20 protein-coding genes and 1 pseudogene are annotated in these 21,822 nt (G+C 50.9%); 13 read left to right on the top strand and 8 right to left on the bottom strand.

The genetic code is table 11. From position 1 onward, the window contains the following. Positions 1-109: 109 nt before the first annotated feature. Complete coding sequence (locus OXN82_RS03725; RefSeq protein ID WP_321211992.1) at positions 110-964, bottom strand: pantoate kinase; 855 nt, start codon at positions 962-964, stop codon at positions 110-112. A gap of 81 nt (positions 965-1,045) precedes the next feature. On the opposite strand from OXN82_RS03725, the gene OXN82_RS03720 reads away from it, so the two are divergent. After that, entirely contained in the window at positions 1,046-1,711 is a 666-nt protein-coding gene (locus OXN82_RS03720; RefSeq protein WP_147671879.1) for a histidinol phosphate phosphatase domain-containing protein, read from the top strand. A 337-nt stretch (positions 1,712-2,048) separates the two neighbouring features. Here OXN82_RS03720 and OXN82_RS03715 read toward each other — a convergent pair whose 3' ends face one another. Next, entirely contained in the window at positions 2,049-2,972 is a 924-nt protein-coding gene (locus OXN82_RS03715; RefSeq protein ID WP_255503713.1) for an Ig-like domain-containing protein, read from the bottom strand. Positions 2,973-3,404: 432 nt separating this feature from the next. Here OXN82_RS03715 and OXN82_RS03710 point away from each other — a divergent pair, with 432 nt between their 5' ends. After that, positions 3,405-4,358, top strand: coding sequence for a zinc metalloprotease HtpX (locus OXN82_RS03710; protein WP_147672040.1), 954 nt, complete (start codon positions 3,405-3,407; stop codon positions 4,356-4,358). 160 nt (positions 4,359-4,518) lie between these two features. Then, complete coding sequence (locus OXN82_RS03705) at positions 4,519-6,054, top strand: MFS transporter (protein WP_321211991.1); 1,536 nt, start codon at positions 4,519-4,521, stop codon at positions 6,052-6,054. A gap of 187 nt (positions 6,055-6,241) precedes the next feature. Here the strand turns inward: OXN82_RS03705 and OXN82_RS09090 are convergent. After that, positions 6,242-6,370 (bottom strand): annotated as a pseudogene (locus OXN82_RS09090) (S24/S26 family peptidase); the annotation flags it as partial. Positions 6,371-6,720: 350 nt separating this feature from the next. Further along, the gene (gene aroD, locus OXN82_RS03695) at positions 6,721-7,386 is read right to left on the bottom strand and encodes a type I 3-dehydroquinate dehydratase (protein ID WP_321211989.1); all 666 of its coding nucleotides are present in this window, start codon (positions 7,384-7,386) and stop codon (positions 6,721-6,723) included. Between the two features lie 217 nt (positions 7,387-7,603). Here aroD and OXN82_RS03690 point away from each other — a divergent pair, with 217 nt between their 5' ends. The 4 genes from OXN82_RS03690 (at position 7,604) to OXN82_RS03675 (ending at position 11,123) form a co-directional block, all read left to right on the top strand. Next, on the top strand, positions 7,604-8,332 hold the full coding sequence (locus OXN82_RS03690) for a hypothetical protein (RefSeq protein WP_147671883.1): 729 nt from the start codon (positions 7,604-7,606) through the stop codon (positions 8,330-8,332). 117 nt (positions 8,333-8,449) lie between these two features. Then, positions 8,450-9,319, top strand: coding sequence for a succinate--CoA ligase subunit alpha (gene sucD / locus OXN82_RS03685; RefSeq protein ID WP_013295769.1), 870 nt, complete (start codon positions 8,450-8,452; stop codon positions 9,317-9,319). Next, positions 9,319-10,512, top strand: coding sequence for a hydroxymethylglutaryl-CoA reductase (NADPH) (hmgA, locus tag OXN82_RS03680; RefSeq protein ID WP_321211988.1), 1,194 nt, complete (start codon positions 9,319-9,321; stop codon positions 10,510-10,512). Before sucD ends, hmgA begins: the two co-directional genes overlap by 1 nt. 32 nt (positions 10,513-10,544) lie before the next feature. Continuing rightward, a complete protein-coding gene (locus tag OXN82_RS03675; protein ID WP_013295767.1) occupies positions 10,545-11,123 on the top strand; it encodes a TIGR00267 family protein in 579 nt (192 codons plus the stop codon). Between the two features lie 168 nt (positions 11,124-11,291). Here OXN82_RS03675 and OXN82_RS03670 read toward each other — a convergent pair whose 3' ends face one another. From OXN82_RS03670 to OXN82_RS03655, 4 genes are all read right to left on the bottom strand, one after another. Then, positions 11,292-12,125, bottom strand: coding sequence for a TatD family hydrolase (locus OXN82_RS03670; protein ID WP_321211987.1), 834 nt, complete (start codon positions 12,123-12,125; stop codon positions 11,292-11,294). Positions 12,126-12,129: 4 nt separating this feature from the next. Then, complete coding sequence (locus OXN82_RS03665) at positions 12,130-12,828, bottom strand: DUF116 domain-containing protein (protein ID WP_147671885.1); 699 nt, start codon at positions 12,826-12,828, stop codon at positions 12,130-12,132. A 116-nt stretch (positions 12,829-12,944) separates the two neighbouring features. Next, a complete protein-coding gene (locus tag OXN82_RS03660) occupies positions 12,945-13,421 on the bottom strand; it encodes a hypothetical protein (RefSeq protein ID WP_013295764.1) in 477 nt (158 codons plus the stop codon). Between the two features lie 3 nt (positions 13,422-13,424). Beyond that, the gene (locus OXN82_RS03655; protein ID WP_171770386.1) at positions 13,425-13,589 is read right to left on the bottom strand and encodes a hypothetical protein; all 165 of its coding nucleotides are present in this window, start codon (positions 13,587-13,589) and stop codon (positions 13,425-13,427) included. 196 nt (positions 13,590-13,785) lie between these two features. On the opposite strand from OXN82_RS03655, the gene OXN82_RS03650 reads away from it, so the two are divergent. From OXN82_RS03650 to OXN82_RS03625, 6 genes are all read left to right on the top strand, one after another. Continuing rightward, positions 13,786-15,786, top strand: coding sequence for a VWA domain-containing protein (locus tag OXN82_RS03650; protein ID WP_321211986.1), 2,001 nt, complete (start codon positions 13,786-13,788; stop codon positions 15,784-15,786). A 266-nt stretch (positions 15,787-16,052) separates the two neighbouring features. Continuing rightward, positions 16,053-16,562, top strand: a complete 510-nt coding sequence (locus OXN82_RS03645; protein WP_013295761.1) for a DUF367 family protein — start codon at positions 16,053-16,055, stop codon at positions 16,560-16,562. A 2-nt stretch (positions 16,563-16,564) separates the two neighbouring features. Continuing rightward, on the top strand, positions 16,565-16,711 hold the full coding sequence (locus OXN82_RS03640) for a 50S ribosomal protein L40e (protein WP_010876192.1): 147 nt from the start codon (positions 16,565-16,567) through the stop codon (positions 16,709-16,711). Positions 16,712-16,753: 42 nt separating this feature from the next. Next, positions 16,754-17,491: a geranylgeranylglyceryl/heptaprenylglyceryl phosphate synthase gene (locus OXN82_RS03635; RefSeq protein ID WP_074358951.1), complete on the top strand. Its 738-nt coding sequence runs from the start codon at positions 16,754-16,756 to the stop codon at positions 17,489-17,491. A gap of 411 nt (positions 17,492-17,902) precedes the next feature. Continuing rightward, on the top strand, positions 17,903-19,555 hold the full coding sequence (gene polX / locus OXN82_RS03630; RefSeq protein ID WP_321211985.1) for a DNA polymerase/3'-5' exonuclease PolX: 1,653 nt from the start codon (positions 17,903-17,905) through the stop codon (positions 19,553-19,555). 11 nt (positions 19,556-19,566) lie between these two features. Then, positions 19,567-21,678, top strand: a complete 2,112-nt coding sequence (locus OXN82_RS03625; protein WP_321211984.1) for a response regulator — start codon at positions 19,567-19,569, stop codon at positions 21,676-21,678. The last annotated feature ends 144 nt before the right edge of the window (positions 21,679-21,822 follow it).

Below are 21,822 nucleotides of genomic sequence, written 5' to 3'. Positions count from 1 at the left end.
GTGATTAATATAATCTTTTAATTTAAAGTATTTTCCCCCTAAATCCACAGATATGTTCATTATCACCCATAAAACCCCCCAGATGGTCTTCTACCCTTTAACTCCAGCATCACAGAAACCTTGCACCTGAAAAGTCAATTCCATACACATCATCGCCCCCGGCATCAGGGTCTTCTGACAGGGCGAATACCGTGTTACCCAGCATCGCCATGGATGCCCCCAGCGTCCCCTCAGATAGGGCCTCCATGGGTTCTCTGAGTTCAGGGGTTATGAGTGAGGTTCCTGTGGCAAACTCATGGGAGAGTTCCATGAACATCCTGGGTGTCGGCTCCCTCAGGATTCTACGGATCATCCCGGCACCCATCCGGTTTATCTCCCCAACCTTTGCTTCATCACCGATGACCGATGCCGTGTCAAGCTCCCCAAGGGTCTCTGTTAAGACATATAGGCCCCTGTCAGTGATCCTGTCTGTCCTCCCGTATCCAGGCGGGCCCTCCCGGGTTCTTATGACTATCCCACCGGTCATCTCGGCTATCAGGTCCCCCAGCCCTGTTCCAAGTTCCACCTCGGCCCTGTGGGCCACTGAACCTGCAGTGTTGACCGTGACAGGGAGTTCAAGTTCCCTTACAACTGCAAGGACGCTCCCCAGGGCGCAGGCTGCGGATGCTCCGAAACCACACCCTAGGGGGACATCAACCCTGTGGTGTATGCTCACACCCTCCCTGAACCCTGTGATTTCCCTGAGGATTTCAAGGGAACGCAGGCTAACTGATTCCCCGTGTTCTTTCTTTCCGTTGACCCTAACAATCGTTTTATCTTCGGAACCCCTGACCTTTATGGAGGTTTCAACTCCACGGTCAAGGACTACCCCTGCGCCCCTGGAACCTGTTCTCAGGGGATCATCGGCCCTTACAACCTCAAAGAATCCGGTTATATGTGCTGGGACAAAGACGGTGGGCTTCATTTAAATACTTCCCTGGACATACTCTAACTGTTCACTGGTATATTGTAACATAAATATAATGATTTTTAAGGAGGACCTGACATCAGAAAGAGGATTGATCTTCACACCCACAGCCTCCTGAGTGACGGTGAGCTCCTGCCATCCGAACTTGCAAGGAGGGCGTGTGTCCTGGGACATGAGGCCATAGCCATCACAGACCACATAGACGCCTCGAATATAAACACCATAACATCCCTAATAGACGCGGTTGAGGATATTGGAGATAACTGGGACATCAGGGTCATACCGGGGGCTGAGATAACACATGCTCCTGTTGAGATAATTGAAAAGCTTGCAGTGAGGGCAAGGGGCCTGGGGGCTGAGATCATTGTTGTGCACGGGGAAACAATCGTTGAACCTGTGATTCCAGGCACCAATCATGCGGCTGTGAGCTGCCCGGAGGTTGATATACTGGCACACCCTGGCCTCATAACGGTGGATGATGCTGAACTTGCCCGTGAGAATGGTGTTACACTTGAGCTAAGCGCAAGGAAGGGGCACTGCCTGGGTAACGGGCATGTTGCAGGTGTTGCCCGTGAGGTGGGGGTTCCGGTTGTCATTGACACCGACACCCATGCACCTGGGGACCTCCTTGACTATGACACGGCACGCCGCGTGGGTCTTGGAGCTGGACTCAATGAATCAGAGGTTGAGGATGCCCTTGTTAAGAACCCCAGAAAACTTCTTAAGGGTAATGGCATCATCTGAGCCATTTGATTAATAGATTGGTTTTTTCTGAGCTTTATATTTATTTTTTCAGGATTAGAAAAACTGGTGAATGATGGTAAATCGATAGGGGATCTAGAAAAAAGAATTTTATTTTTTCAGGATTAGAAAAACTGGTGAATGATGGTAAATCGATAGGGGATCTAGAAAAAAGAATTTTATTTTTTCAGGATTAGAAAAACTGGTGAATGATGGTAAATCGATAGGGGATCTAGAAAAAAGAATTTTATTTTTTCAGGATTAGAAAAACTGGTGAATGATGGTAAATCGATAGGGGATCTAGAAAAAAGAATTTAATAAGTGAATTTTTAATGTGTCTTCACCTTCGCCCCGTTCTGAACTTCAGGGTCCACCTCTTCTGTGGGGAATCCACCAGTGCTGCAGCGGGCACCACGAGGGTGTACCACCTGTTTCCTGAGAGTCTGGATAGGGGTTTCACATTGAGGGTGTTGCCGCTCACCCACTTTTTAATCCTCACGGTTTTCCCGAACTGGTTCCTGAGTGCTATGCTGTTCCAGTATCTGCCCGGTGTTATGCGACCAGAGAATGTGACCCTGATGAGGGGTCTTCTTGTGGTCATACCCCCCCATTTGGGATTGCTTGAGGTTACACTGGGCCCGGTTGCCGTGTATCTCTGAAGGCCGTCAAGTGCTTTTACCAGAAGACCCGCGTCGCTGAGTTTCCGTGAGTAGGTGTCATAGAAGTATGTCTCATAGATCACTGTATTGTAACCCTGTGACGCTATTGGTATTGTGACATACTGGGGGCTTGTTGGTTTTGGGGGCCTGTAGATTTTCAGGAAATTCATGCGGGCTATTATCTGGTCAGTGTAGTTGATGGTTGCGGTGTTCTCTGATATTATGTCCAGGAATCGTGGATAGGCGTATCCACTGTTATGGTAGTGGTTCTCATGGCAGTCTATGACGAACATGGGCTTCTCGTTCTTTATATCTGGTACTATGAAGTCCCTTGCAAGGAGCTGGCCGTTCATACGGCCCCTTGAGTAATCATTCACGTCTCGGGTTACGTGGACACTGTAGAGGACATACCTCTTTGTGAGGTTTGATGTCTGAATCTTCTCTCTCACTGCGCTGTGTATACCTGACTCCTGGGGGTGGACGCCTATGATGACTGCAATGGTTTCGTTTGAGTTGAGATCCCCGTAGTAATCCTTTTCAACGTACCCGTAGGTCCTGTTTCCAAGATGCACGGCCTGTGAGGATCCCATGAGGGCAAATACCATCACAATAATTAAAAGTTTCCATAGATGCTTCATATTGATCAACTGGAACTCATTTAATGGAAAATATGTCAAAGAAGATATATAAATACTGTGATAATGATTTAGATCAGCGACCAGATAACATCCTCCCAGAGAAGGAACACAACACCGTGAGCTGTTACCCTAAAAATGTCTTCTCACCAAATACCTTCTGTTACCCGCCATCACAGTATGGACCGTTGAAATAAAAGTAAGGGATAAAAGGAATGATGGCAAATTAATAAGAATATTTCTAATTAGCTGCACCTCTGGGGTTATATATCTGCACCCATATAACTGAACGCAGTGATCCGACTTTTAATAATTTGATGTCAATAAATAACAAAAAGTTTATATCCCCTCAGAATAAAATAACTCATTGTAACTAATACCATGATGGAGGAAAAAGCCAAAATGAGAAAACTCAGCACATGGAAACTGAAGCTAAGGATGTTCCTGGCAACAGCACTTTTATTTGGTATAATCTACGCCATACTCATAGCAATAGGGGCCCTCATGGGATTCGGCGGTCCACTGTTCTATGCCCTGCTTGGTTTTGGCATAGTGTTCCTTCAGTACCTCCTCTCCCCCAAGATAGTGGAACTCACAATGAACGTCCACTACGTCAGTGAGGCCGAGGCCCCCAGACTCCACGCCATGGTGGATGAACTTGCAAGGAATGCAGGAATACCCAAACCCAGGGTTGGAATTGCAGAGATTGCAGTGCCCAACGCCTTTGCCTTCGGGAGAACAAAATCAGACGGCAGGGTATGTGTAACGAGGGGCATACTGAACCTCCTTGATGAGGAGGAACTCCGGGCCGTCCTTGGACACGAGATATCCCACATAAGGCACAGTGACATGATAGTCATGACCCTTGTGAGCGCGGTTCCACTCATCTGCTACTACATATTCTGGAGCACCATATACAGCAGGGACGACGATGCAACCCTGGTTGGAATCGCGGCACTCATAGCCTACTTCCTTGGCCAGCTGATAGTCCTCTTCATATCAAGGACAAGGGAGTACTATGCGGACCAGGGCAGTGTGGAGATCGGTGGTCAGCCACACAAACTTGCAAGTGCGCTCTACAAACTGGTTTATGGCTCCGCTGCATTTGACAGGGATGAGCTGAAGCAGGTTGAGGGTGTTAAGGCGTTCTTCCTTAACGATGTGTCCGATGCCAGAAATGAGATAAATGATCTCAGCCAGCTTGACATTGACATGGACGGCACCATAAGCATGGCCGAGCTTCAGAGAGTGAAGTACAGTGGAGTAAAGGTTGGTGTGGGTGCAAGGATACTTGAACTTCTCTCAACACACCCAAACATGCTCAGAAGGATTGAGAGGCTCTCTGAGTTCACCTAATTAATTTTTTATCCTGGAATTCAAATTTTTTCTGAAAAATGATTATTAATACACTAATTTTAAATAAATGGTAAATTAATTAAATTTAGAGTGCTTGAAAAATCTCGGTATCAGAATTTTTTGGTGCAGGATTAGTTTAGGGGGATAGGAGGGGGTTAAATTGGATGGAGACAGAAAATGGGGGGTAGTATCAGTAGCCTGCATAGCGGTATTCATAATAGTCCTGGATTCTTCAGCCATGAACGTGGCCATCAGGACACTCGTGGTTGACCTTGATACAACCCTTTCAACACTGCAGGCCATCATAGCAATTTATGCACTTGTAATAGCATCATTTCTTCTTACAGGAAGCAAATTACAGGACATACTTGGAAGAAGAAGGGCCTTTTTCACCGGGCTTATGGTCTATGCATCAGGTACCATAATTGCAGCCCTCAGCGTCAATGCAGCCATGCTCCTCCTTGGTTGGTCAATCCTTGAGGGCGTGGGCGCTGCCCTTATCCTGCCAGCCACAACCACCATGGTCAGTAGCCGCTACGAGGGAAGAGACCGCGTGATTGCCTTTGGCATATGGGGAGGTATAGCCGCAATGGGCGCGGCGCTGGGGCCAATAGTTGGGGGTGTATTCACAACATACCTTTCATGGAGGGCTGTATTCGGTTCTGAACTCATATTCATAGCTATTATACTGATTTTAAGGCGTTACATCACCTATTCAAAACCGGGGCTATCATGGAGCGAATTTGATATTATGGGGGCTGTCCTGTCAGTTGTATCCCTTTCCATGATCGTCATGGGCATCCTCCTCATGAACCGACCAAGTCACTGGGGTTATGCATCAGCAATTCTTGCAGCGGGCATAGTTCTTTTTTCAATATTCCTTTTATGGGAACTCAGGAGGATTAAAATCGGGAAGGAACCATTATCAGATGTTACACTTCTTGGAAACCACAGATTCGCACTGGGGAACCTTATTACAGTTATACAGCAGATACCTCTGGCGGGCTTTCTGTTTGTAATGCCTGTTTTCCTCCAGATGGTCCTTGGCATGAATCCGTTCATGACCGGTGTCACGCTTCTCCCAGCGGCGATGGCGGTTTTCATCCTCTCAATAGGGGGATCCAGGATTTCGGTTAAGATAGGGGCAAGGAGTGTTTTAATGGTGGGATTCCTGATATCCGCACTGGGGGCGTTCGTTCTGGGAAACACCCTTCATATCAATACCACAGTATCGGCCATCCATCCGGGGGCGGTCCTCTTTGGATCGGGTATTGGGCTTCTCCTTTCACAGAGCACGAACCTCACCATGTCAGCAGTGCCCTCTGACATGGAGAACGACGCCTCAGGTCTTTTGAACTGCTGCAAGAATCTGGGGTATTCAATTGGAACGGCCCTCATAGGGGTTCTGCTCATCACAGGAATATTCTACGGTGCTGTCGATGCGGTGAAGGATTCGGATTTAGCTCCAGGTGCAACTGAGAAGGAGATAGAGGCATCAATAATCAGTTACGTGGATAAGATGCACACAGAAAGACCTAAGATAAAGCTCAAGGTAACCGGGGATTACAGGGAAATCGTGAATGCAGCTGTGAGTTCAGCAATGAGGCAGACATTCAGAACACTTTCACTGATACTAATGGCGGGTTTCTTCATCAGCTTCATCGTTCCAGGTAGTAGAAAACGTAGAAGGGGTTAGGGAGGAGGTCTGGGGTTTCAGTACGTAGGAATTAGGGAGAAAGTGTGTGTTTTCAGTACTTCTTCACAACACCCACAATGGCTGACTTCGGAACCCATGTGTTGAGGGGCGTCCTCACGATCACAGATGTTGGTGTGTAGATGCGCTCAACCTTCTTGTTGTCGCTCATAAGGTACACCCTGGTGGGCTCTATCTTACCCACCCTCTTCACGATGAGGCCATACTCTGGGTGCTTGGCTATAACTATATCCCCAACCTTGTAGTCGTCTGTCTTGAGCACTATGAGTTCCTGCCCATCCCTGAGCGTCGGGTACATGGAGTCACCGCTCACAACGGCTGGCATGGGGAGCTGGTCAACACCGAACTGTGACTCAATGGTCACATCAACCTTACTGTAGCCGTAACTCCTTGCTATATCTGTAACATTGGCCTTTATTGTCTCAACGGTACTGTCAGGGTCGTTAATGACGTCCGCCATGTATTCACCGATCTTCTGCTCCATCTCAGGTGGAGTTTTCTGGAAGAATATGGTGTCTGCCTCGACCGTGATGTTAACCCCGTCAGTCTTTATTGTGATATCAACCGAATTGGCGTTCTCAGTATAGTAAAATGCACCTGCAAAAGCGATGACAAGCACTGCAAGGATAATCAGAACCTTCTTCATCTTCAATCCTCCGGCATGAGTTCATCAATCATTTTCCTGGTGATACGGACGTCCATCTGTCCTGGTGCTGTTGAACGGTCCGCTGATGCAAAGGTTATTGGGGCACCGAAGAGGGCAGCTGCGACCCTCGTGTATTTCCCGGCTTCCCCCATGGATATTGCTATTGTATTGTCCTCAACCGAGAGCAGCTGGAGAACCACTATGGTGTCTGCCATGTTCCGGGGCATGACCGCCACCTTTGCAATGTCCCCGAATTCCTTCTCCATCCGGACTATCCTCAGGAGGGCCTCAAGTGATGGTGTCCCGGTGAAGTTATGGTAGGATATGATGCTCCTGGCGGCAACGGACGTGACCCTCTCGATGTACTCAGGGTCGGTGCTGAGTTCAACATCAACATATCGGGCCACCTCGGCAGCGGAGCTCAGGAGTTCTATCCTCTCAGATTCAGTGCCACTGAAGTGGCCTCCCTCCTCTGGGGATCTGTTTGTTGCTATTACAGGAAAGCCAATATCCTCTATGACCCCTTTCACCTCAGCCCCCGATGCCCCTTTGAGGGCGTCTATTCTGAGCTCCAGGATATCGGCTCCTGCCTCTATGGCCCTTTCCGCGGATTTAATAACAGCTTCACATGTCCTTTCAAAGATGGGGACACATATCATGGTTTCCATTAATTATTTCTCCTTAGTTTGTGGAGTCTCGAGAACCAATAGTTTACACTAACCTCTATATGTTATTTCTGGTAATTAAATTTTGCATGGGACGTCTGGCTATCGCAACAGTTTCATTCCAATCATACGCCACGGTACTCAGGAACACCCACATTCCACAGGGTTCTGCTGTAACCTATTTATTCCCGCACCTCAAATTAGGTATCAGGTGATTGATTTGAGGATAACTTCCATAGGTGCAGATATATCAGATAATGATACGAGCTGCAGCAGGGAACTTATAAATGCACTGGAGGCCTCGATACCGGGCCTCCTTGACGCGGGTGCAGAGAGCGCAGCACTCACAAACATAACAGGCGACGATGTGGTTATAAGCGCATTTGTAGAGGATGATATGCTGGAGGACGTGAACAGGGCAATAGTTGAGATACTCAGGGACTCATCAGAGAGCCTCGGCGACCTTGAGGGGATATCAGATGAACCTGACGGTGCAGGTGAGGGTATATCCTATGCAGAGGCACTTGTGAGGCAGGATCGTTACCCTGATGCGGTTATACTGGCATTTGACACCTATGGTGGTGAAGAATTCGTGGCTGATGTTGCGAACTCAGCCATAAAGGCTGCTGGGGGAATGGATGGCGTTACAGATGTGAGCCAGGAGATCAAACCGGGGGTCCGCAGGATTCCGGGAGTGGGTTATGTTTCAGATAAGACCGATGACCCGGTTGTTGTGGCGACCATAGAGGATATGGAGAGTGTCGGGGTCGTTGCAGGGGCCATGCTGGGGGCAGCCCTTGGACACAAGAACGTGTACCTTGTAAGGAGGGGCTCACCCTCACATGTGATACCCGGAAGTGTAATAGTCTCTGCCACAGCATTCCTCAACGGCAACCTCATCGACCTTTCGGTGCCATTTGAGGAGAGAACAAGAATACTCATGGTCTGAACCTGTACCTCACAGGGGTTACGATGGGTCTGGAATTGAGGCTTTCAGGGCCACTGGTGGGTTGACTGATCACCAAGTATTTTAGATTTCACCAACATAGTATTGAGGGGATTTATCATGATACTGCTTGATGAGGATACCAGATGCCTGGTTCAGGGCATAACAGGTAAACAGGGATCATTTCATACGGAACAGATGCTTGAATATGGAACAAGGATAGTGGCCGGCGTGACACCGGGTAAAGGTGGGCAGGAGTTCCTTGGCCTCGGCGTCTACAACTCGGTTGAGGAGGTCAGGGAGGAGATGGATGTCAATGCATCCATAATCTTCGTACCGGCACCCTTTGCCAAGGACGCGGCCTTTGAGTCCATAAGGCACCTTGACCTTGTGGTTATAATAACAGAGCACATACCGGTCCATGACTCAATGCAGATAATGGAATACGCTGAAAGGATGGGTAAGACAGTTATAGGGCCCAACACCCCGGGTATAATAACCCCCGGTGTTGGTAAACTGGGTATAATGCCCACAAACATCTTCACCGAGGGCAACATAGGGATAGTCTCAAGGAGCGGGACACTTACCTATGAATTCGCTGCCCAGCTCACAGAGGCGGGCTTCGGCCAGAGCACCTGTGTGGGGATAGGGGGCGACCCTGTCACGGGTCTCGGATTTGTGGATGTCCTTGAGAGGTTTGAGGAAGACCCCCAGACCGACGCCGTTGTCCTCATAGGTGAAATAGGGGGAGACGCCGAGGAGAGGGCCGCAGAGTACATAGGTGACCACATGTCAAAGCCGGTCTTTGCCTTCATCTCAGGCTCAACTGCACCTCCAGGTAAGAGGATGGGCCATGCAGGGGCCATCATAGAGGGCGGTGCAGGAACCGCGCAGAGTAAAAGGGAGGCCCTTGAAGCCGCAGGTGCAGTGGTTGTTGACAGGCCATCCGCCATAGTCAGGGAACTCAGGCGCATGGAGGGGGCTCTCTGATGTCACTCATGGATGACCTCCTTGAGGGTAAGATAAAACTCTATGAAATTGAAAGGCAAGTACCTGTTGATGAGGCTGTCAGGATAAGAAGGGAGTTCATTGAGAGGGTCTCAGGTGCCAGACTTGAGCATGTATCCCACTATACAATTGACATGGATAGGGCGTCAAGGAGGAACATTGAAAACCCTATAGGTGTCGTTCAGATCCCCCTGGGGGTTGCCGGACCACTGCTGGTTAAGGGTGAACATGCAGACGGTGAGTACTATGTACCCCTTGCAACCTCAGAGGGTGCACTGGTGGCCTCTGTGAACAGGGGTTGCTCTGTGATCACAGGAGCCGGGGGCGCATCTGTCAGGATAACAGGTGACTCTATGACAAGGGCGCCTGTAATAAGGACTGGTTCTGCTGTTGAGGCTTTAAAGCTCAGGGAATGGATCCAGGAGAACATTGATGCCCTCAGGGAGGAGGCTGAGTCAACAACGAGCCACGGAAAACTCATAAAGATAGATCCCATCATCGTGGCGGGGCCCTACGTTTACCCCAGGTTCGTATACACAACAGGGGATAGCATGGGGATGAACATGGTCACCATCGCCACAGAGAAGGCCCTTGAACTCCTCACAGAGGAAACAGGCGCCCATGTGATTGCCCTGAGCGGAAACCTCTGCACCGATAAGAAACCCGCATCCATAAACCTGGTTGAGGGCCGGGGTAAGAGCATCAGTGCAGAGGTGACTGTACCCGGGGAGATGGTTGAGAGGGTCCTCAAGACAACACCCGAGGCTGTTGTTGAGGTTAACACCGCAAAGAATCTCCTGGGATCAGCCCTCGCTGGGAGCATGGGATTCAATGCACACTACGCCAACATAATAGGCGCCATATTCCTTGCAACAGGACAGGACGAGGCCCATATTGTTGAGGGTAGCCTCGGGGTTACCGTTGCAGAGGAGAAAAACGGTGACCTTTACTTTTCCGTTAACCTCCCTGATGTGCCCCTTGCAACTGTTGGAGGTGGGACGGGACTTGAGACGGCATCCGAGTGCCTTGATATCATGGGTGTCCGGGGTTCAGGGGGTGTCCATGAGTTTGCAGAGATCGTGGGGGGCGCTGTCCTTGCAGGTGAACTATCCCTCATGGGTGCCCTTGCAGCCGGCCACCTTGCACGTGCGCACAGTGAACTGGGGAGGGGTTAGCCCTCATTGACTGAAATGATGGATGATCAGAGATGGATATACGTGAATTTCTTCATGAGTACATCAACATGAGCCGCTATGTGGCTCTAGGGACACTTGACGGTATACTGGCTGTGATGGGTGTTACACTGACCGCCAGTGGAGTTGCAGGTGCCGGTGGTCTCAGTGTGGACAACCACCTCATAGCCCTTACAGGACTCAGCGGGGGCGTGGCCCTTGCAATGTCCAATGCCTTCGGTTCATTCATAGGTGAGAGGGCTGAAGAAACAAGGACAATGCGTGAGCTTGAGAGGAAGATGATGATGGATGAGGGTAAACTGGATGATACCATCATCCACCAGCAGGCAAGGCGTCGCGTGTACATGAGCATGTTCACACATGGATTCTCAAGCTTCCTTGGCTCCTTTGTACCTGTACTCCCATTTCTTGTGTTATCTGAGAGGATGACAGCAACCATTGTGACCGTTGTACTGTGCCTTGCGGCCCTCCTGGTCCTTGGTGTCTATCTCGGGAGGGTTTCAAGGGAGAACATCTACAGGACGAGCCTTGAGGTTGTTGTGATAGGGATCCTGATAGGCCTTGTAAGCATCTTCCTTGGGGGATCCCACTGAAAAAGATTTTTTTGGTAGATGCAAAAGGTTATTAACAGATTTTATTTTTTCTGAAATGCTTTATCCATAAACAATTAACTGTTGGGTCAGAACTTAGCGATTATAAACCGTAGGCGAGGACGTGATATATGATTTCATTGAGTACATCTGAGGTCAGAACTTGGCGATTTATAAACCGTAGACCCTTTCAACGGTCTCCTGGTGTATCCTGTAGGCGTCCTCCTCGGTGAAGATACCCTTATTCAGGAATTCAACTGTCCTCCGGGGGACGGTCTTGGGTCCGAGGACCGCGCCTGGTCTGCTGCTATCATCAAGGTAGTCGGTCTCCATGAGGAACCCTGACCCCTTCCTGATACCCTCCCTTATGACATCCCCGGATGCAATGAGGGATGGTGTGAGTCCATGGTTCTCATCCCTTCCTGTCAGGGGGCCTGAGAAGTGCTTTATAACCATGTGCTTCTTTATACCTGCTTTAGAGGCCATCCCTGCGAATTCCCTGAACTCTTCAGGTCCCGAGGTCTCGGTATGGAGCTGCACAGGACATGAGGCCTCGGCTGCAAGTTCCATGGCATACACCATCAGCCTGTTGTGGATGGCCATCTCCTCAGGGGGGACAGGGTAGTGGGGTCTTCCAACCTCACCTATTGCAACGGCCCTCCCCTCAAGGACCAGTGACTGGGCATATTCCAGGCCCTCCCTTATCATTTCCTCGGCCCTCTCAGGGTCGTGGCCGGCCTCAAGGAGCCTTGATAGCTCCGCCGGGTGGAGTCCCACCACAGCATATGCTTCAACCTCTGTCTCCTGGTTGATGATGTCAGCGTACCTAAGCACCGTATCCATGGTTTTTTTGTAGTCTGTACCGGCGTTTATGGTCCAGGATGGCTTGTTGGGGATTATCATCCTCCTACCGCCGGACCTCTGAAATTTAAGGGCCACGGCTTTCGGCCCCTCACCGTTGATGGGGTCGACGTGTATGTGGTTATCGGTGATGGGTATGTCCAATCTATCACCGCTCCAGGGTTTTCTCGGGTACCTGGTTCATGCAACCACGTGGTCTTCTCATCTCACCTTCAAGCCCCATCTTCTCCAGGACGGCCCGGAAGTCCACCTTTGTCTTGAAGCAGCCGTCCCTGAGGAGGGGGACACCCTGTGGTGTGAACCTTGAGAGCTTCATCATGGCCAGGTTGAGGTCCTGGTAGCAGGCCACCCCGAGGACCGCCTTGAACCTCCGCTCCTCCATTATCTTCTTTATGAAGGTTGATCCCGGTATCACGAATACCGTGTACCCTATGCTCTCGGCCCGCTCCTTGATCTTACCTATTATGCAGCGGTTGCACCCTGTGCAGACCAGCCCTGTCCTGTCAAGCCTTGCCTCACATTTTGGGTTCCTGAGGCAGTGGGGCAGTACAAGTGCCTTCTCATGGGGGTCTATTGACCGGAACCTCTTCTCGTTGATCTTGTTCCTCACCTCAACCCCTATCTGGTCCACTATACGACTGTTGAGTCCCAGTGTCTCTGAGAACTTCTTGAATGGACCGTAGAACATGTCCACTGTGATAAGGAGGAGTCTGGGGAATATCAAGCGGTCCTCATTGAGAAGAAGCCTTCCAAGGAAGAGGCTTGAGGCAAGCATCACAATGAGACCCAGACCCGCGATGAATACCAGCTGCCCGAATATCTGATAGAATTCGTTGATCATAATCATTCACGTTGATGGTTTATGTGGGTGTACTTAAAAATAGTTTCCCTGATAGAATTCGTTGATCATAATCATTTACGTTGATGGTTTATGTGGGTGTACTTAAAAATAGTTTTCCCGCCTCACCACTCAAGTTTTGTCACCCGCGACCTGATACCCGGTGGCGTGTTTAAGAGTTTAACCAGGCCATTCTCCGAGACTATCTCCATCCCTGAGAGTTCACTCACCGAGCAGAGCAGGTGGTGGTCCGGGTGGGTGCCAGGGGTTATCTCGCAGCTCAGTCTTATTGTATCTGAGGCAGAGACCACCATCTTCAGCCTCCTGGACCCTGGATGGTTCTCAGGGAGAACAACAAGGGGATTTTCTATCTCAAGGAGGAGGTAGGCGAGGGCCATTATACCCCTCCTTGCCTTTTCCCCTGAGCTGAATGCGGATATGACTATGAGGTCATCTGGTTCAAGAAACAGGGCGACCTCGTCATCTGGGGTATTCATGAAGAGGGTTCTCCTCCTGCCGGACGGTATTATGCCAAGTGTACCTGAATCCGACTCCACAAAGAGTATCCTGTCATCCCTCAGATTGAATTCCAGACCACTCACCCTCTAGCCTTCACATTCAACATTATCTGACTGGCATGATGGGCAGATTATCCGCCTTCCAACACCCTTGAACTCGTTTCCACAGTCAAGGCACTTACATTTACGGGTCTTCATCTTCTTGATGTCAATATCAGCCATTGGACCTCCAACAGTGCACATATCTATCACCAGCCTAATCTATCTTCGGCATCCCTTATTTACTTTATCCAGAGGGATTCCTACTCCGGACCCCTATTTTAATACCATCATCCACCATATCCAGATTGATTCCTAAACCAGAACCCCATTTTAATACCATTCCACGTAAAAACTTATTATTGAGAATAAAGATAGAATTATATGGTTATAAAAACCAGGTGAGTTAATGAAGAACCTTATTTTTCCATTCACAGCTATAGTTGGACAGGAAAGGGTGAAAAAGGCCCTTATACTCAATGCAATAAATCCCAGGATAGGCGGTGTACTCATAAAGGGTGATAAGGGGACAGGTAAAACAACCGCCGTGAGGGCCCTGGCAGACCTTCTTCCATCGCTGCGGACAGTTAAGGGCTGCCCCTTCAACTGTGACCCTGATGAACCTGAAGAGGCATGTGAGGTGTGCCGTTCAGGTGACCTGGAGGTGGAGTACCGGAAGATGCGGGTGGTTGAGCTACCACTGGGTGCAACAGAGGATCGAGTGGTGGGTTCCCTTGACATAGGGAAGGCTCTCACAGAGGGTATAAAGGCCCTTGAGCCGGGTATACTTGCAGAGGCCAACAGGAACATACTCTACGTTGACGAGATAAACCTACTGGACGACCACCTGGTGGATGTCCTGCTTGATGCGGCTGCCTACGGTGTGAACACAGTTGAGAGGGAGGGAATATCCCTTCAGCACCCATCAAGGTTCATCCTGGTTGGGACCATGAACCCCGCTGAGGGCGAACTCCGGCCCCAGCTCTCAGACAGGATAGGTATACACATAAATGTTGGCACGGTCACCGACATCAGGCAGAGAATCCTCATAATGAAGCGGAGGGATGAATTCGAGGATGACCCTGAGGGATTCGTTGAGAGGTTCGCTGAAAGTCAGCGGGAACTCAGGGAGAGGATAATGGAGGCCAGGAAGCTCCTTCCAGCGGTCACCATTGACGACGACCTCCTTGAGCTGATAGCAAGGGTCTGTGTCGATGCAGGGGTCGATGGGCACAGGTCCGATATTGCAATCGTGAGGACCTCAAAGGCCATAGCGGCCTTCAACGGCAGGAGGAGGGTCCGTGAGGAGGACGTCGAGGATGCAATAATACTGGTTCTGGGGGAGAGAATACCTGGAAGGACCTATAACCGTGAAAACACGAGAAGGGAGATGCAGAGGGCCCGTGAGGAGATGGAGCGTGAAAGGGAGTCGGAGGAGTCTGAATCAGAAAGTGGTGACTCAGGCAGTGGCCCAGGTGAGGGTGAAGAGGATGAAACCCCTGCAGAGGGTTCACCGGGGGAAGGTAGCAGTGGAGATTCAGGTGCTTCACCTTCGGCATCATCCCTGGGGGCCCTTGCCGCTGACGTGGAGGGCAGGGAACCTGAAACCCAGGACATGGACGTTGATATAAAGAGGCTCCTCAGGATCAGGGGTAAGAAGAAGGAGCGCCTCTACGGTTCAAGGGTTGAGTCAAAGACCACCAAGGGCAGGTACGTGAAGAGCAGGTTCCCCAGGGGCTCAGGTGACGTTGCTGTTGACGCCACACTGAGGGCCGCCGCCTCAAGGGGGGAACTTAAAATAGAACCCGGCGATATAAGGGAGAAGATACGCAAACACGGTGCAAGGGCATCAATCGTCCTGGTGGTGGATATAAGCGGGTCCATGTTCTCTGAGAAGAAGGCCGCCAGGGTCAAGGGCCTCATAGAGAGGTTCATAGAGGACGCCCAGAGGCATAAGGACAGGATAAGTGTTGTGGGTTTCCGTGGAAGGGACGCGAAGGTTATAATACCCTCAACAGCCCGGGCATCATCATTCAGGGATACGGTTGACAGCATAAGGGTTGGTGGTACAACACCAATGGCACAGGGCATAAAGAGGGGCCTTGAGATACTCAGGGAGGAGAAGAGACACAGCGAGTACGTCCCGTTCATGGTTATCCTCAGCGACGGTATGCCAAACGTGGGGGTTGAGAGGAACCCCAAGAGGGAGGCGGTTGAAGCAGCAGCCAGGCTCAGGGAGGAGGATATACCCTCCGCTGTCATAAACTTTGAGCAGGGCTCAAGGGGTGGAAGGGACCTCAACATGGAGATAGCCCTGGCCTCAGGTGGCAGTTACTATGACCTCCATGACCTTGAGGACCCATCCATAGCTGTTCCAAGGATAATGGAGCATGAGAGGGAGATGTTCTAGCAGAGGTTACTTCGGAACACCATCTGGAGCATGAGAGGGAGATGTTCTAGCAGAGGTTACTTCGGAACACCATCTGGAGCATGAGAGGGAGATGTTCTAGCAGAGGTTACTTCGGAACACCATCTGGAGCATGAGAGGGAGATGTTCTAGCAGAGGTTACTTCGGAACACCATCTGGAGCATGAGAGGGAGATGTTCTAGGACAGACCACTTAGGATCCCCTATCCATCCAAATTATTTATACATGGACATTCCAATATCACCCTGATGAGAATCGTGGTATACCATGCAGAGGAGTGTGACAGGAAGAAGTGCACCAGCCTCAAACTGGGGAGGAAGGGAAAATTTAAAATAGTAAATAGTCTCAACCAGATACCCAGAGGTGCACTTGTCCTCAACCCTTTTTCTGAGAAGGCAGTCTCACCCGAGGACCGTGACATGGTCATGAGGAGGGGCATCGCAGCCCTGGACTGCTCATGGAAAAAGGTAAGAAAGTCATCGGTCATATTCCAGACCGCAGGGAACCACAGGTCGCTGCCGTTCCTGGTGGCCGCAAACCCCACCAACTATGGAAAGCCCTGCATACTATCAACTGCAGAGGCGGTGGCGGCAACCCTTTATATAGTTGGACTGAAAGATATAGCGTCTGACATCATGTCCTACTTCAAGTGGGGTCCACACTTCCTGGACCTCAACCGTGAACTTCTTGAAGCTTACTCCCGGGCTAGGGATAGCCGTGAGGTTGTTGAGATTCAGAACAAATACATAGGAGGCTAATTATGGCAAGATTTGAGGAAGCAGAAAACAGACTATTCAATATCAAGATCTGCCTTAAATGTAACGCCAGGAACCCACCAACTGCAAAGACATGCAGGAAGTGCGGTTACAAGGGATTAAGGTACAAGGCAAAGGAACCAAGGGGTTAAACAGCCCCACTCCCCCATTTATTACTTTTCTGAGTGTTCAAAATGAAGGTTGAAGATTATTTCCATGATATTCTTGGGGAGAGGAAGATACACCTTACCCTCATCGACCCTGAGGAGCAGACCCCTGAGGATGCCGTTGAAATCGCAGAGGCCGCCATAAGGGGCGGTACCGATGGTATAATGCTCGGGGGGTCAACCACCGATTCCAGTGAACTGGATGCCACCGCAGGGGCTCTGAGGGAGAACATAGATGTCCCGATAATACTTTTCCCCGGGAACACCACAGGTGTCAGCCGCCACGCAGATGCGATATTCTTCATGAGTCTCCTCAACTCAAACAACCCCTACTGGATCATAGGTGCCCAGGCCCTGGGCGCGCCAGCCGTTAAGAAGATGGGGATAGAGGCCCTCCCAATGGGTTACCTTGTGGTTGAACCAGGGGGTACGGTGGGCTGGGTTGGAGATACAAAGCCTGTTCCCAGAAACAAACCGGACATTGCGGCAGCATATGCCATGGCCGCAGAGTTCCTTGGTATGAGGCTCTTCTACCTTGAGGCGGGTTCAGGTGCCCCACAGCATGTGCCTGAGGAGATGATATCCCTTGTTAAGAGGTGCACAGACCAGATACTCATAGTGGGTGGCGGTATAAGGACCGGTGCTGATGCCGCAAGGGTTGCAGGTGCAGGTGCAGATATCATAGTCACGGGTACCGTGGTTGAGAACAGTTCAAACGTTGAGGATAAGATCCGTGAGATCGTTGAGGGTATGGGGTCCATCTAGTCATATTTTATCTTTTAACTGATCCAGAGTATAGCTGGCATCTAAGTCTTTCTAGTCATATTTTATCTTTTAACTGATCCAGAGTAGCTGACATCTAAAGATTCAGTTTTTTGATGTTTTTTGTCCCCAGTAATTCATGAATTCTAATATTTTTTTGGCCTTCCATTTGATTTTACTGATCTTTCGTGGATCGGAGGTCTACTACTTATGGGCCAATCATCAGTTCATAAATGCTTTAATTTCCCACTGGTTTCTTCAAACTAGATGTCTCGCTTCACCCAGCTCAGAGTCCGCATCTTAATCTGCATGTAAACCATCTATTCACTCAACGAAAACATGGTTGTATTGAGGGCGTTGCCATTTTTCTGAAAGCAAAAACGGTTAACTAATATGCACAATATATATGCCCTTATGAAGAACCATCTGGTGGCCCATATTCTGAACCGTGTTGCTGACTACATGGAACTCAGGGGCGATGAATTCAGGACAAAGGCCTACAGGAGGGCCGCGAGGACAGTGGAATTTCTAGGGGAGGACATAGAGGATGTGGCAGCCCAGGGGAGACTCAGGGAACTCCCGGGTATAGGTGAGAACATCGCTGCAAAGATAGAGGAGATACTATCAACAGGTTCACTCTCACTCCTTGAGAAACTGGCAGGGCAATACCCGGTGGACCTTGACTCCCTCCTCTCGGTGGAGGGTGTGGGTCCAAAGACGGTTAAACTCCTCTACGAGGAGCTGGGGATAAAGACACTGGACGACCTTGAGGAGCAGGCAAGGAGGCACCGTATAAGGAGGCTAAGGGGGATGGGTGAGAAGAGGGAGGCAATGATACTCCGTAACATTGAACTTGCAAGGTCAAGGATCTCCAGGAGACCCCTCGCCTACGTGGTCCCCCTGGCATCCAGGATAAAATCAGAGCTCCTTGAACTTGAGGGTGTCAGGAGGGTTGAGGTGGCGGGCTCCATAAGGAGGGGCCGGGAGACCGTCGGGGACATCGACATACTGGTGACGGCCACCGACCCCCGCAGGGTCATGGACCACTTCACCTCCATGGACATTGTTGAGGATGTCGTGGTTAAGGGCCCCAGGAAGTCAACTGCGCGCCTCAGGGAGGGCCTTGACTGTGACCTCAGGGTCTTCGACGACGAGGTCTTTGGCTCGGCACTCCTCTACTTCACGGGCTCATGGGAGTTCAACGTGGAGCTACGGAGGATAGCAATCTCCTCCTCAATGAAGCTCAGTGAGTACGGCCTCTTCAGGGGGGATGAGAGGGTCGCCGGGAGGACAGAGGCCGAGGTCCTGGAGGCACTTGGCCTGACCTACATTGAACCTGAACTCAGGGAGAACCGTGGCGAGGTGGCCGCTGCAGCAGAGGGGAAACTCCCGGACCTTGTAAACCTCTCAGATATCAGGGGGGACCTCCACATGCACAGCCTCTTCAGTGACGGCATCGATGCGATGGAGTACATGGCAGAGTACGCATCCATCCTTGGGAGGGAGTACATTGCCTTCACTGACCATGCAAGGTACATCGACGATGTGGATGCATACCTGAGGGCCGCCGAGCGTATCGAGGACGTTGAGGTCCTTGCAGGTGTCGAGGTCAACATACTCTATGATGGAAGCCTCGAGGTCCCTGATAAAATCCTGCAGGACTTTGACCTGGTTGTTGCAAGTATCCATGACCCCGGGAACATCACAGAGAGGCTACTCAGGGCAATGGAGCATGACCCTGTGGATATAATAGGCCACCCCACCGGGCGCATACTCGGGTCACCTGACCCCCTGGTTGACATGGAGAGGGTGGTTGAACTCGCCTCTGAACTGGGAGTCGCCCTGGAGGTGAACTCCAACCCCCTCCGCCTGGACCTCAGGGACACCCATGTCAGGATGGCGGTTGATGCAGGCTGCAGGGTCGCAATAAACAGTGACGCCCACTCAAGGGGGGCCCTTGAGAACATCAGGTGGGGTGTTATAACTGCAAGGCGCGGCTGGGCAGAGCCAGACGATGTAATAAACACTCTGGGCATCAGGAAACTCAGAAGGTGGCTTGGTAACTGAAGGTGAGGTCTATGACGTCAATTCTGATAGTGGAGGACGAGGCACTCATAGCATCGGACCTCCAGATGAGACTGGAGGATATGGGCTACAGGGTCGTTGGGGTTGCAGCCACAGGTAAAGAGGCCCTTAAGCTGATAGCAGAGAAGAGGCCGGACCTTGTGCTCATGGACATAGTCCTGAGGGGTGAGATGGATGGTGTGGATGTGGCTAGGAGGGTGAAGGAACTCAGGGTCCCGGTGGTGTTCCTCACAGCCTACTCTGACCCTGAGACCATAGGGAGGGCCAGGAGGGCCGGAGCCTACGGTTACCTCCTCAAACCCTACGATGACCGGACACTCAGGGTGACAGTTGAAACAGCCCTCAAAAGGTACCGTGCGGATATAAGGGACCTTCTGAAGGTTCCGAAGGAGAGGAAGACAGGGGCAGTCCCCGCTGTCCTTGTGGTTGAGGATGAGGCGATCGTCGCAGCCGACCTTTCCCATAAACTGGAGGATGCAGGGTTCAGGGTTGTGGGGGTTGAGGATACAGGTGAGGGCGCCGTATCAGCGGCCGCGGAACTCCAGCCCGATGTTGTCATCATGGACGTCTACCTCCGTGGTGAGATGGATGGTATAGAGGCCGCTGAGGTGATACAGGGTGAACACGGGATCCCCGTAATATACCTGACAGCCTACTCAGATGACTCGACCCTATCCCGGATACTGGAGACGGAACCCTACGGTTACCTCCTCAAGCCCTTCAGCACCGAGCAGCTGAGGGCCGAGATCGAGGTGGTACTACAGACCATCAGGGACATGGAGGACTACTCAAGGAGGATGCACGAGGTCATAGTCACCAAGGCAGAGGAGATGAAGATAGAGAAGACCGGAGTCTTCTTTGTATCATCGGTGATACTCGGACTTGCAGCCTACGGCTTCATAACACGGAGCATGACCTGGCTCATGTACACCCTATTCATACCGGTGGTCTACAGTCTCCTGCATCTCTCATTCAGCTACAGGAAACCCAAAAAACCTGTTTCAGATTCAATGCCCATGGTGAGCATCATAGTCCCCGCCAACAACGAGGAGAACACCATTGAGAGGTGCGTTGAGACCCTCTCATCCCTGGACTACCATGTCAACGGGAGGAGGAACTACGAGATCATAGTGGTGAACGACGGGTCAACTGACCGTACCGGTGAGATCCTTGAGGAACTGGTGAAGAGGTACAGGCACCTGAAGGTTGTAACAAGGAGGGCCCCCTTCGCCTTCAACGGTAAGGGTTACGCCCTCAACGATGGGGTGGCACTGGCCGATGGTGACATCATAGCGGTCTTTGACGCCGATGCCAGGGTTGAACCGGACTTCCTCAGGAATATAGTCCCCTACCTTGACGGTGATGATGTGGCCGGCGCCCAGTCCCGGGTGAGGATGTACAATGCAGATGAGAACCTCCTCACCAGGATGCAGGACCTTGAGTTCGCCATATTCGGCAACGTGATAATGAGGTCAAGGATGAACATGGATGTCCCGGCCTTCCTTGGGGGTAACGGCCAGCTGGTTAAGAGGAGGGTTGTTGAGGAGATAGGTGGCTGGGATGGTTACGCGGTTACAGAGGACCTGAACCTCAGCGTCAAGCTGATGCTCAGGGGCTACCATGTCAGGTATTCCCCGGAGGCGGAGGTCTTCCAGGAGGCCGTGAGTGAGTGGCCGGCCTTCTTCAGGCAGAGGACCCGCTGGCTCACAGGCAACCTGGAGACCCTCTTCGTCTACCTTGCCCCGATGATCGATGCCCCCATAGCACTCCACAGGAAGCTTGACGCCATATTCTACCTCTTCTCCATGATCTTCATAGGATTCGTCATGCTGGGGTACATTGTATTCATCCTCAACCTTGCTGGATTTGGATTCAGGATGGAGGCCCCGTTTATAATAGGCCTCATATCAACAGTGGCGTTCTTCCCCCTCACAATGAGCGGTATAAGGATGGACGGCTACAGCATACCCCGCACCATACTGTTATCCATTGAGTACTGGGCCTACTGTCTATACCTCATCCCACTATTTGTGGCCGCAGCAGTTCACATGCTAAGGAGGCGCGAGAGGCGCTGGGCCAAGACTGTCCACAGGGGGGAGGGTTAGAGATGCCTCACCGGTTTTTCGTGGAATCATAAGAATCCAGACCCAGCATGCTTTATGATATCAGAAGCACCCACCCGGTGAGAGGAGTAGAGATGCCAATTCAAGCCCTTGATGGGCACTGAGGGATTTAAAACGGCTAGAATG

Source organism: Methanothermobacter sp. DP (assembly GCF_026692625.1).
In the GTDB taxonomy this organism is placed as follows: Archaea; Methanobacteriota; Methanobacteria; order Methanobacteriales; family Methanothermobacteraceae; genus Methanothermobacter; species Methanothermobacter marburgensis.
The sequence above is the reverse complement of the archived record's forward strand: the minus strand, read 5'-3'. Positions and strand labels throughout refer to the sequence as shown.

Excerpts from the sequence above, each read along its gene's own strand:
- hmgA (WP_321211988.1), top strand. The coding sequence starts at position 9,319 with ATGTCACTCATGGATGACCTCCTTGAGGGTAAGATAAAACTCTATGAA.
- OXN82_RS03635 (WP_074358951.1), top strand. The coding sequence starts at position 16,754 with ATGAAGGTTGAAGATTATTTCCATGATATTCTTGGGGAGAGGAAGATA.
- OXN82_RS03715 (WP_255503713.1), bottom strand. The coding sequence starts at position 2,972 with ATGGTATTTGCCCTCATGGGATCCTCACAGGCCGTGCATCTTGGAAAC.
- OXN82_RS03665 (WP_147671885.1), bottom strand. The coding sequence starts at position 12,828 with ATGATTATGATCAACGAATTCTATCAGATATTCGGGCAGCTGGTATTC.
- OXN82_RS03710 (WP_147672040.1), top strand. The coding sequence starts at position 3,405 with ATGAGAAAACTCAGCACATGGAAACTGAAGCTAAGGATGTTCCTGGCA.
- sucD (WP_013295769.1), top strand. The coding sequence starts at position 8,450 with ATGATACTGCTTGATGAGGATACCAGATGCCTGGTTCAGGGCATAACA.
- OXN82_RS03650 (WP_321211986.1), top strand. The coding sequence starts at position 13,786 with ATGAAGAACCTTATTTTTCCATTCACAGCTATAGTTGGACAGGAAAGG.
- OXN82_RS03675 (WP_013295767.1), top strand. The coding sequence starts at position 10,545 with ATGGATATACGTGAATTTCTTCATGAGTACATCAACATGAGCCGCTAT.
- OXN82_RS03625 (WP_321211984.1), top strand. The coding sequence starts at position 19,567 with ATGACGTCAATTCTGATAGTGGAGGACGAGGCACTCATAGCATCGGAC.
- aroD (WP_321211989.1), bottom strand. The coding sequence starts at position 7,386 with ATGGAAACCATGATATGTGTCCCCATCTTTGAAAGGACATGTGAAGCT.
- polX (WP_321211985.1), top strand. The coding sequence starts at position 17,903 with ATGAAGAACCATCTGGTGGCCCATATTCTGAACCGTGTTGCTGACTAC.
- OXN82_RS03645 (WP_013295761.1), top strand. The coding sequence starts at position 16,053 with ATGAGAATCGTGGTATACCATGCAGAGGAGTGTGACAGGAAGAAGTGC.
- OXN82_RS03725 (WP_321211992.1), bottom strand. The coding sequence starts at position 964 with ATGAAGCCCACCGTCTTTGTCCCAGCACATATAACCGGATTCTTTGAG.
- OXN82_RS03640 (WP_010876192.1), top strand. The coding sequence starts at position 16,565 with ATGGCAAGATTTGAGGAAGCAGAAAACAGACTATTCAATATCAAGATC.